The organism is Rhodococcus sp. NPDC059968, assembly GCF_042738615.1.
In the GTDB taxonomy this organism is placed as follows: Bacteria; Actinomycetota; Actinomycetes; order Mycobacteriales; family Mycobacteriaceae; genus Rhodococcus_F.
Window position 1 is genome coordinate 1 of sequence record NZ_JBHWUE010000186.1, and the last position, 9,893, is coordinate 9,893.

General features: G+C 66.8%; 9 protein-coding genes and 3 pseudogenes. 5 read left to right on the top strand and 7 right to left on the bottom strand.

What is annotated here, in order from left to right; all coding sequences use genetic code 11:
* Nucleotides 1-269: 269 nt before the first annotated feature.
* The 5 genes from ACFWAY_RS51940 to ACFWAY_RS51960 all read right to left on the bottom strand — a co-directional run bounded on the left by ACFWAY_RS51940 (nt 270) and on the right by ACFWAY_RS51960 (nt 6,457).
* A complete protein-coding gene (locus tag ACFWAY_RS51940; RefSeq protein WP_378516289.1) occupies nt 270-1,841 on the bottom strand; it encodes an MFS transporter in 1,572 nt (523 codons plus the stop codon).
* Between the two features lie 114 nt (nt 1,842-1,955).
* Nucleotides 1,956-3,290 (bottom strand): FAD-binding protein, encoded by a 1,335-nt coding sequence (locus ACFWAY_RS51945; protein ID WP_378516290.1) that lies wholly within the window; start codon nt 3,288-3,290, stop codon nt 1,956-1,958.
* 757 nt (nt 3,291-4,047) lie between these two features.
* Complete coding sequence (locus ACFWAY_RS51950) at nt 4,048-4,326, bottom strand: hypothetical protein (protein WP_378516291.1); 279 nt, start codon at nt 4,324-4,326, stop codon at nt 4,048-4,050.
* Nucleotides 4,327-4,849: 523 nt separating this feature from the next.
* Entirely contained in the window at nt 4,850-5,890 is a 1,041-nt protein-coding gene (locus tag ACFWAY_RS51955) for an NAD(P)-dependent alcohol dehydrogenase (RefSeq protein ID WP_378516292.1), read from the bottom strand.
* 105 nt (nt 5,891-5,995) lie between these two features.
* A complete protein-coding gene (locus tag ACFWAY_RS51960) occupies nt 5,996-6,457 on the bottom strand; it encodes a MerR family transcriptional regulator (RefSeq protein ID WP_378516293.1) in 462 nt (153 codons plus the stop codon).
* Between the two features lie 207 nt (nt 6,458-6,664).
* Here ACFWAY_RS51960 and ACFWAY_RS51965 point away from each other — a divergent pair, with 207 nt between their 5' ends.
* Genes ACFWAY_RS51965 through ACFWAY_RS51975 form a run of 3 tightly spaced genes read left to right on the top strand, consistent with a single transcriptional unit; the run spans nt 6,665 to nt 7,921 of the window.
* Nucleotides 6,665-7,111, top strand: a complete 447-nt coding sequence (locus ACFWAY_RS51965) for a hypothetical protein (RefSeq protein WP_378516294.1) — start codon at nt 6,665-6,667, stop codon at nt 7,109-7,111.
* Entirely contained in the window at nt 7,101-7,445 is a 345-nt protein-coding gene (locus ACFWAY_RS51970; protein WP_378516295.1) for a hypothetical protein, read from the top strand. The genes ACFWAY_RS51965 and ACFWAY_RS51970 overlap by 11 nt, the downstream gene beginning before the upstream one ends.
* A complete protein-coding gene (locus ACFWAY_RS51975) occupies nt 7,370-7,921 on the top strand; it encodes a hypothetical protein (RefSeq protein ID WP_378516296.1) in 552 nt (183 codons plus the stop codon). The genes ACFWAY_RS51970 and ACFWAY_RS51975 overlap by 76 nt, the downstream gene beginning before the upstream one ends.
* 212 nt (nt 7,922-8,133) lie before the next feature.
* On the opposite strand, the gene ACFWAY_RS51980 is transcribed toward ACFWAY_RS51975, so the two are convergent.
* A complete protein-coding gene (locus tag ACFWAY_RS51980; protein WP_378516297.1) occupies nt 8,134-8,424 on the bottom strand; it encodes a DUF4193 domain-containing protein in 291 nt (96 codons plus the stop codon).
* A 124-nt stretch (nt 8,425-8,548) separates the two neighbouring features.
* Between ACFWAY_RS51980 and ACFWAY_RS51985 the strand changes: the two are divergent.
* Nucleotides 8,549-8,730, top strand: a pseudogene (locus tag ACFWAY_RS51985) (DDE-type integrase/transposase/recombinase); the annotation flags it as partial.
* 197 nt (nt 8,731-8,927) lie between these two features.
* On the opposite strand, the pseudogene ACFWAY_RS51990 reads toward ACFWAY_RS51985, so the two are convergent.
* Nucleotides 8,928-9,295, bottom strand: a pseudogene (locus ACFWAY_RS51990) (hypothetical protein).
* A gap of 221 nt (nt 9,296-9,516) precedes the next feature.
* On the opposite strand from ACFWAY_RS51990, the pseudogene ACFWAY_RS51995 reads away from it, so the two are divergent.
* A pseudogene (locus ACFWAY_RS51995) lies at nt 9,517-9,893 on the top strand (FUSC family protein); the annotation flags it as partial.

Consider the following 9,893-nt stretch of genomic DNA (forward strand, 5'->3'; position numbering starts at 1 on the left):
CGCCGGCATCTGGCACAACTGGAACATCGGCGCCACTGCCAAGCGATCATTGATCGCCTACGACCACTGATCCGTTCAAGGAATCAATCATCTAGGGGCAAATTCGTCCATCCGCGATGGCCACCGCCGCTCACGTGACAGGGCATCGACCAGGTAATCCGGATCCCGAATCGCGCGTTGTGGTGTGAATGGAATCTGTACCGGCCGAGGTGGGGCGAACAACCGCACGTGGGGGAATCAGTCGTGTCGAGTGCGCCGGTCGGAATCTATCAGCGGTGGGAAAGCCTCGACATGGGGCGTTCGGCGCACGCGTCGCCCCAGATTCTGTCGAGCAGGCACTTCTCCGGATCGGTCAACCGGGTGGAGAGATACCGTCGATACTCTGCGACATCGCGGAAATCGAACCGCTCGATCACGCGGTCCGTACCGACCTCAGCCGTCCAGCGGCGCGCGCCGAGACGGCGGCGGGCGCGTGCGAGGTCGCGCCGAAGCGCCCGAAACGACGCGTCCCCACCAGGCCGTAATTGATAGATGACGGTCACCCGGACCGGTGCCGACTCCTCCACCACCGGTGCCAGCGGAACCGCGGACCGTGTCTCGTCGTCGAGAGTGGGGGCGATCGTCTCCGCCGGCACGATCCCATGGACGAGCGCGCCCATCCCCGCGCACATCATCACAACGGACGCCGTACCAAATGCGAGCTCGAGGGAGAAGAGATCGGCGAGCGCCCCCCAGACGATTGAGCCGACCGCCTGGCAGCCCTGGAAGACCAACAGCATCAAGGCAATCACGCGGGCCCGGATCCACGTCGGCAGAGCACCGTGGGCAGCCATCATCCAGGAGCTCTGCACACCGACCCACGAGGCGCCGACGACCACCATGAGCACGGCGACGACCACAACATTCGACACCGTGGCGACCGCGGCGAGAACGGCAGCATAGGCGAGTGATCCGGCGCAGATGAACGCGTTCTGCGTGATCCGGCGGCGAAGCGGCATCACCGCCACGGTGCCTACGACGGCACCGAGCCCGACGAGCCCGAACATCAGGCCGAACTGACTCGAGGACAGGCCCAACCGCTCGTATGCGATCACGGGCAGCAGAGCCCACAGACAACTCGAGGGCATCCCGAAGACCGAGAGGCGGTACAAGAGTCGCCGGGTCCAAGCGGAATTCCAGACGAACCGCGTCGCCGCCGCCAGTGCGGGCAGCATCCGTTCGGATGAGCGCGGCATTGCCGAGCCCACGCGCCTCCGCGAGCGCAGCGGCACGCCCAGCACGGCGAAGACGACGCCCAACGCCAGAAAGAGGGCCTCGGACGTCGTCGCGGTCAACAGTGCCCCACCGATGATCGGGCCGATTGCCCGGGCGCCGTTGTAGGAGGCGCCATCGAGGATGGCCCCGGTACCCGCGAGGGGTCGGCCCACGATGTGCGGCATGAGCGATTGCCACGCGATCGTGATAGTCGACAGCCCGGCGCCGACCGCACCGACCGTCGCGAGCATCAGCCATGCGGGCACGTCGCCGATACTTGCAAGCACGGCCGCGGCCACCGCCGCACCCGCAAGGACGAGCAACGCGCCCTGCATCAACACCTGCCCCGCCCCGCGCTCACCCCAGACGCCCATCGGAAGAGCGAACAGGAGGAAGGGAATCGCCAGCGCCGTCTGAACGGAGGCGATGACCGTCGACGACTCTCCGGCCACGGTCAGCGTCCACTGGACCGCAACGACGAAAACCCAGACGCACACATTTGTGACGCACTGGACGGCAACGAGGACCGTGAAATCTGCGTTGCGCAGCGGATCCCGGAGCGAGGGCGTAACCGCAGCGGTCTGCACGATGAATCTCCTTTTCCGATCAGTCGGCATGACGCACTGGAGGATTGTGTGCCGTGCACCGTTCGGATCGACGTCGACGGCGTCACGCCTTTCAGTTGTGGCCGGGCACCTGCTTTACGCGCTGACGATCGCACGGTCGGCTGCAGCTCGGTCCGCCGCGGCGAGGCCGAACACCAGAGCGGGAGCGATACCACCGGTGTAGGCGTGGTTGTAGAGTCCGCCGGTATCGGATCCCGCTGCGAACAGACCCTCGATCATTCCGCCTGCAGCGGCGAGGACGCGGCCGTTCTCGTCGATGCGAACGCCGTGGAACGGGAACGTCAGCGCTGGGGACGCCTCGATCACGTAGTACGGGCCCTCGTCCATGGGCTCGGCGTCGTAGGTGCGTGGCGGCTGCACCGCGTTTCCTGCCGCATTGATCGCGCGGATCTGCTCGGCGATCGCGGCACCGTCGTAACCCCACTCTGCGGGCAGGTAGGCGAAATCGTCGAGGCTCTCGGCGAATCCGCATCTGCCACCGCGGCGTTGCGCGAGGTCGAACTTGTCGATGGCAACCGCACCTTCCACGTAGCTGCCGGTGATCCAGTCGCGGTGAACACGCGCGTCGGCTACCAACAATCCGCGGGACTCGGGCTGTTCGAGCAGGTCCATCGTGGTCAAGTGGTCGCCGATGGTCTCGTCGGTGAACCGGCGGTTGTCGAGATTGAACAGCAGTGCGTGCTCGCTGTAGTACAGCGAGAGCGCCACGAAGTCGGACGGGTCACGGAAGCTCACCCCAGTGGGAATGAGGTGACCATAGAAACCGGAGCGATCCGTCCCGGTCGCGGCACCCACAGCTTCGGCCAGGCGTAGTCCGTCGCCGACGCTCGCCGGGTTGGACCGGAGCTGCATCGCGCTCGCAGCCGGATGGATGTGCTTGTTCACCGCCTCGGCATTCGCCTGAAATCCGCCCGTGGCGAGGATCGTCGCGCGAGCACGGATCTCCCGTTCGGTGCCATCTGCCAGCAGCATCCGCGCGCCGACGACGGCACCGTTCTCGGCGAGTAGCCCGAGAGTGCGGGTGCCGGTGAGCAGTTCGCCGCCGGCCCGGATTCGTCTGCGGCACTCGTCGATGTACTGGTTGGTGTCGAACTGGTGGCCTGTGCCGTACCGCAGGACCGTCACGGCGTCCGCACACTCGACCCCGAGGGAGCGAATCCACTCGATTCCCGGAGCGAACCCGTCGACGAGCGCGCGCCGCAATGCGGGGTCGCCGTCGGGGTTGACTTCGTCCATCACCTCATGCGTCGGCGCCGTCCATGCGTACCCGGCGAACTGAGCCGACCCGCCCACCGTCGCGGACTTCTCGACGACGATCACCGAACTACCCCTGCCGAGGGACCGGGCGGCAGCGGTCAGTCCAGCCATCCCCGCGCCGATGACGAGTACGTCGGTGTCGATTCCTGGCATATCGTGCCCGTCCGTTGTGCAGCCGTAGTGTCAGCCGTCACACTAGTCGCCTAACTGAAGTCAGTTCAAGTACAGGGATCTGTGTGGGCGCGGTTCCACCGCCGCGCCAGAGCCCGGACCACCCCGGCAGAGCCCGGGTTCGGTACTGCGCGCTGGCCGGCAGGTCTGGTGTGCGGGCAGACCCGGTCGTGGCTGGGCGAGCACGGGTTTCGGCCGGGGCGGGCGTTGCTGTGCCGGCTTCATGGCGGTCATCGTGCGGCGGTCGAGGTCAAGGCCGGTCATTGGCGGGCTGTGGGGCGGTGGTCGTCGGTGTTCGTCGACGCCGAATCGGAGACCCGTGGACGCATTGGCGGTCCCGCGGGGAGCGGGCGCACTTGTTCGACGATTTGTCCGCCGGGTGAGGGTGCTGCGAGCCACACTGACCGCGGGAACAGGCGTCACTGACGCTGTCCGGTCGTGGGGTGCACCGAACACGGGCCACAATCGCCGTGGTGCGTCGCGCTGCGGCGGCGGGTGGTGTCGGACTGCAGTGGTCGCTAGCATCGCCGGCAGCGTCGCCGACCTGAGAGTGCGTATGAAGCGTGTCGCACGCCCCCGGGGATCGGTTCCCGCAATGGCCCGGGAAATCGGCCGAAGCGACACCCGGCCCTTACGGATCGAGAAGCGCTGCGCCACTTGGCTCGCCGCCTGACGCCGACGACCTCGGTGCGCTTCGCGGACCGGTGGGAGCCGGGACAGCGGTCACAGATGGCGTGTATCAATCCAGGTGTCGACCGGGAATGTTGCGGCCACGCCCGTGGTCACAGCTGCGCAGCGAGGGGAACAGGGCAATCGCGGAAACGATGACCCCCGCGACGCCGGCAACGACGCCTAGCAGCGCGCGCAGCAGCGCACGCAAGGATGCGGCCTCGTCGTCGGCCACAGGGGACCGCGACGTCGTGATGGCGCCGCAGGCAATCGCGGCCGCTGCCAGGACGAATCCAAGTCCGATCACCCAGAACGCAGCAACGGAGAGCGTCCTCAGGGCGATCGACACGGCAGGCAATCGCGAAGAATGTCGGTGCGCTATCTCGTTGCTGTCGGCGGAGGAACACACGCAGCGGTCGGCACGGGTGCTGCGGGCGGCGGGCGGCGGTCATGATCCCCGTTCGGAAGGTTGACGTCGGATCGGCGGACCGAAGTGGGTTCCCGGACAAGAGGCGCCCTTTTCGCGGGTGACGTCTGTTGGTGTATAGATGGCGTGGATCCGTCGGGGACCGGTCCTTTCACCTCAATGGATGTGTTTCGTCATCGGACCGGGCGGTGGTGTAGGTCATCGGGGAGCCTGCACCGCAAATGTTGGCCGTCCCGCGACGCCAACTGCCGCCGAACTAGCGTGAGTGGTGACACCGACGGCAGGTCATGGCCGAGCACCCCGGCTGAGTAGCACCCCCGGCTGAGTAGCACTCCTGTGCACAGTCGTTGAGGCTGCGGATCTGTGCACCCTCGGGCGGCAAGGCGGGTTGTGGTGTGGGTGAACGCCCGGCGGGACCTGTCTGCGGCGGGCGTTCATGGTGGGGTCAGTTCAGGGTGCTGGTGTCGATGACGAAGCGGTAGCGGACGTCGGAGGCGAGGACCCGTTCGTACGCCTGATTGATCTTGTGGGCGGGGATCACTTCGACGTCGGATCCGATGCTGTGGGTGGCGCAGAAGTCGAGCATTTCCTGGGTAAGTGCGATGCCGCCGATCATCGATCCGGCGAAGTTGCGGCGGCCGCTGATCAGTGACATCACGTTGAGGTTGAGCGGTTCGGCGGGGGCGCCGACGTTGACCAGGGTGCCGTCGACGGCGAGTAGGCCGAGGTAGGCATTGGGGTCGATGCTGGCGCTGACGGTGTTAACGATGAGGTCGAACCGGCCGGTGAGTTGCTCGAAGGTGGTGGGGTCGGAGGTGGCGTGGTAGGCGTCAGCGCCGAGGCGCAGGCCGTCCTCCTGCTTCTTCAGGGTTTGGGAGAGCACGGTGACCTCGGCGCCGAGGGCGTGGGCAATCTTGACGGCCATGTGCCCGAGCCCGCCGAGGCCGACGATGGCGACCTTCTTGCCGGGACCGGCACCCCAGCGGCGCAGCGGGGCGTACGTAGTGATGCCGGCGCACAGCAGCGGTGCTGCGGCGGCCGGGTCCAGGCTCTCCGGTACGGACAGGACGTAGTCGGCGTCGACGACGACATGGGTGGAGTAGCCGCCCTGGGTGATGGTGCCGTCACGGTCGACGCCAGCGTAGGTGGGGACCATGCCGTTGGCGCAGTACTGCTCGTCGCCGCCCTGGCAGTTGGTGCAGTTGCCGCAGGAGTTGACCAGGCAGCCGACGCCGACGCGGTCCCCGACCTGGTGGCGGGTGACGTCGGCGCCGGTCTCGGTGACGATGCCGACGATTTCGTGGCCGGGCACGACGGGGAAGGGTTGCGGGCCCCAGTCGCCGTTGACGGTGTGGATGTCGGAGTGGCAGATGCCGGCGTACTGGATCTCGATGAGGACGTCGTGGGGGCCGACGTCGCGGCGCTCGATGGTGGTGGGGGCCAGCGGCTGGCCGGCGGCGGGGGCGGCGTACGCGTTCACACGCATGGCAGATGTTCCTTACGTCTGTGGTGGGCACAGTGGTGGTGAGCGGGGCAGGGCTGAGTGCCCGGGGAGCACTGGGCGCGCACCGGGGTGTGGTGGGGTAGGGGTTTAGCGCTTTTTGGTGTGGTGAAGTTGGTGGGCCAGTGCGCTCGCCTCGGCCGCGAGGAGTTCGGCACGGGGCTCGTCGCCGGCGTCGATGGCGTGCCAGTAGTCGATCTTGATGTCGACGTAGCGTTGTCGGAGGGCGATTTGCTGGGCCTCGAGCGCGAGTTGCTGCCGGCGTTCGGTGAGCAGTTCGATCTGCGCGGCGGCGGCCGCGGCCCCGAGTTGTCCGTTGGCGACGTACTCCTTCATGTCATTGACGGACATCCCGGTCGCGGCCAGGCACGCGATCCCCAGCAGCTGGCCCAGGTCGTCCTCGTCGAAGACCCGATGCTTACTGCTTTCCCCGCGGCTGATCGGCGGAATCACCCCGACCGATTCGTAGTAGCGCAGGGTGCTGGCCGGGAGTCCGGTCAGGGCGGCCGCGTCCTTGATGGTGTAGTCGCGTGGGGTGGTTCGTGCACTCACACCATCGACGTTAAGAACTTCAAGTACTTGAAGTCAAAGGTCGGATGAGTCACACCCGCGCTCCGAGCCCTCGGCAGATCGGCGCGCCCGCGACGGAGGGGCGCCCCTTCCATAGGTGCCTTCACTTCCCGCCGTCGCAACCGCCAACCGGGGCCCTCCACCGAGGTGATACCATTTTGTATAACTGCAGTTGAATGGTGGTGTGTGATGGCGTTGACGGATGTGGAGCGGGATCTGCGGGCGATCCCGGCGGAGAAGGAACTGCTGCAGATCAAGTTGCTGCGTGCGGTGGCGTCCGCGACGGACAATCAGGTGCCGCAGCGGGTGATCGCGAAGAACCTGGCCGTCACACAGCCGGAGGTCAGCCGGATCGTGAAGAAGCTGCGGTTGAACCCGGCGGCCCGCGACCGTTCACCGCGGGAGGTGCTGCTCGAGCACGCCGCGAAGCGGATCGATCACGAGCGGATGATGGCCGAACTGGTGGCGTGGGACTACACCTTCGGGCACGTCCCGGGCGACGATCCGCTCGGGGAGAGCTATGTGCGGGGGACGTGGGATCAGATCGAACGCTCCCGCGACCTCCTGGGTGACGACGATTACCGGGTGCTGCTCGCGGCCACGGCCGACCGGCGTGCGCAGGCGAATGCACTCTGACCCCGCTGCTGTCGCCGCCGACCTCGAGGCCTGGTGCCGGCCCGGCGGGATCCTCGACAAGGACGGCCCCTCCGCCTCCATCCGCGTCTTCGACCCGGTGTTCCGCCGGCGTATGCGGGACGTGATCGTCGACGCCTACCTGGCGGAGCAGACCGACGTCGGTATCGGCAGGCAGTTCCTGGCGTTGGCGACCGCCGGCCCACCGGGGGTGGGGAAGTCATCGAGTATCGACCGCCGGCACCTCGCCGGGCAGGGCGGGTGCTCGATGCGGACATCGTCAAGGACTACCTGCTGCGGGACGCCATCGAGCAGGGCATCTACATCGACCTGCTGAGCATCGACCTGGCGGACGGGCACCGGCTGATGCCGCGTGAACTCGCCACCCTGGTGCACACCGAGTCGACGAAGCTCCTCGACATCATTACCGAGATCTGCCTGTCCCGCGGGGAGAACCTGGTCCTCGAGGGCACGTTCAGCTGGCCCGGCCTCGGCCCCCGGCTGCTGCGGGACCTCGCCTACGCGGACTATGAGAAGTTCACGATCCTCGATGTGGAAGCACCCCAAAACATCACCCGGGCCCGTGCTCTGACCGGTGGTGGCGGGGCCGGCAGGACGCGCTGCGTGGCGGTGACGGTCTTGGTGGCCGGTTCACCCCGGGGTTCGTCATCGACGCCCTCTACACCGGCAGCTCCGTGGAGACGGTGTGTGCCCGCAACGCCCGGGCCGCGTTCGATCACCCACTGTCCGCGGAGATCCCGACGGTCGAGCTGCTCGTCGAGCATGCCGACGGTGGAGATGAAACGTGGGTGAAGGAGAACGGTGTCGTGGTCTATCCGCAGGTTCCGGCCGACCGACCCGAGCCCTGACCTTTTCGTTCGTGCCATGTGCCACCCGCCAGGATTTGAATCCGCAACGCCCGCGGGCCCGCGGGCGACGTGAGAGGTTACTCCGCGACGGCGATGACGACCGAATCCGGAAGCCGGGATCCCGGAGACGCGAGGCACTCCGAGTGATCGACGTTCTCAGGCGCAGTCGCGGCAGATCAGTTGCTGATGTTTGGCGAGGCGGCTGCGGTGGTGGACCAGAAAGCAACTGGTGCAGGTGAATTCGTCCGACTGCTTGGGGATGACGCGGACGGTGAATTCTTCACCGGAGAGGTCGGCGCCGGGCAGTTCGAAGGACTCGGCGGTGTCGGTGTCCTCGACGTCCACGGCGGGGGACTGGGTGTCTTTCCGGCTGGCGGTCAGCTGTTCGAGGGAGGTGTCCGTCTCGTCGGATTCGGTGATTCGTGGTGCGTCGTAGTCGGTGGCCATGACTGATCTTTCCTGATGCTGTGGGTGTTCGAACCCGCCAGACTCGAGGGTGCGGTGCCGCGCCATGCTGTCGGGGGCATCGTGTGCTGCGACGTCAACCTCTTGGGGCGGAGTATGCGCTGCGGTGATCGTCACCGACAACCTCGACTCCTACTAGGTCGTCCACCGCGAGCTGATCGCATCGGTCGAGCATCGCCGCTCGAAGTACTCGGACAATCGGATCGAGAATTCGCACCACCCACCAGACAGCGAGAACGGGCGACGAAACGGTTCACCGACCGCGACACCCGCGGCCACGGTCACCGACCTCACCGACCTCACCGAGACGATCAGTACCCGCGCTCACGCCTACCGCGATCTCCGGAGGCTGTGACGGGAGGTCCGCATCGCCACCGGCGTAATCGCCGACCGTGGTCGGCGGCCGCGTGCCCCCGGGGTACTGGGAGACATGTCGTCATGGCAGGTCAAGAGCCGATTCGGCTGCGCCGCAGCGTCGGTGATCGTCAGGCCGGAGTGGGAATGGTGATCTGCTCGCTGCCGTCGATGGCAGAGAGCAGATAGTGCGGGCAGGTGAGCACCTGTCGGGGCACGGGAATCGCCTGACGGTCGGTGCCTGGGTAGAGGCGGTATGCGAGCTGCCCGGGTCGGTGGCCGCCGGTGTCCGGGTCGACGGCGCCGAGGAAGTATCCGTGCGAGGCGCCGGCGGTCGAGAAGATCGTGCGCGCCCACTCGGCGGGCTCGGCGGGCGGCAGATACGTGACCGACCCGTCTCGGCGGCAAGGGCGTGCACGAGAACCGTGACCGCGAACCCGGCCACGGCCGGGAATCACTGCTCGGCCGCGACGTCGAACGCCGTGATGGATGAGTGCATCCGCAGCTCGACGTCCGTTCCGGTGCGAGCCGCCACTGTGATGAGGTGTGGATCCGCTGGGATGCAGACGGTGGCCACGTGGTGCTGAGCGATATCTCCCAATCCCGAAGCTCCTCCTGCGGATCGTTATTCCTATGCACTGTAAGTTGATTCGGGACGTATCCGCGATGTATAGGGGTGTCATGACGGATGTGCGGGTGCCGGAGGCGCACAATCGGTGAATGGCTTTTCGGTTCGTACAGGAGACAGTCCGTTTTCTCGCGGTCTCCGATCCTGGCAGGCTGCGGCTCCGTGCCGCAACCGCCACGACGATCACTGTCGTGCTCGCGATGGTGGTGCTGCTACCGGGTTCCAACGTGATCGGCCAGCCACTCACCGTCGCGTTGCTCGGGACGGTCGTCGCGATGCAGTCCTCGGCGGCGGTCAAGGACAGGGATCAGCACAGCAGGGTGATCACGACGCTGCTGCTTGTGTTCCCTGCAATCGCAGCGGTGTCGATGTCTGCGGTGCTGTCACAGTTCGGGAAGGTCGCCGATGTGGGCTTCATCGCGGTGCTCTTCGCGGCCGTCTGGGTGCGGCGCTACGGCCCGCGAGGGAC

Bases quoted from the DNA above. Each gene is read 5' to 3' on its own strand.
- ACFWAY_RS51945 (WP_378516290.1), bottom strand. From the start codon at position 3,290: ATGCCAGGAATCGACACCGACGTACTCGTCATCGGCGCGGGGATGGCT.
- ACFWAY_RS51955 (WP_378516292.1), bottom strand. From the start codon at position 5,890: ATGCGTGTGAACGCGTACGCCGCCCCCGCCGCCGGCCAGCCGCTGGCC.
- ACFWAY_RS51965 (WP_378516294.1), top strand. From the start codon at position 6,665: ATGGCGTTGACGGATGTGGAGCGGGATCTGCGGGCGATCCCGGCGGAG.
- ACFWAY_RS51970 (WP_378516295.1), top strand. From the start codon at position 7,101: ATGCACTCTGACCCCGCTGCTGTCGCCGCCGACCTCGAGGCCTGGTGC.
- ACFWAY_RS51980 (WP_378516297.1), bottom strand. From the start codon at position 8,424: ATGGCCACCGACTACGACGCACCACGAATCACCGAATCCGACGAGACG.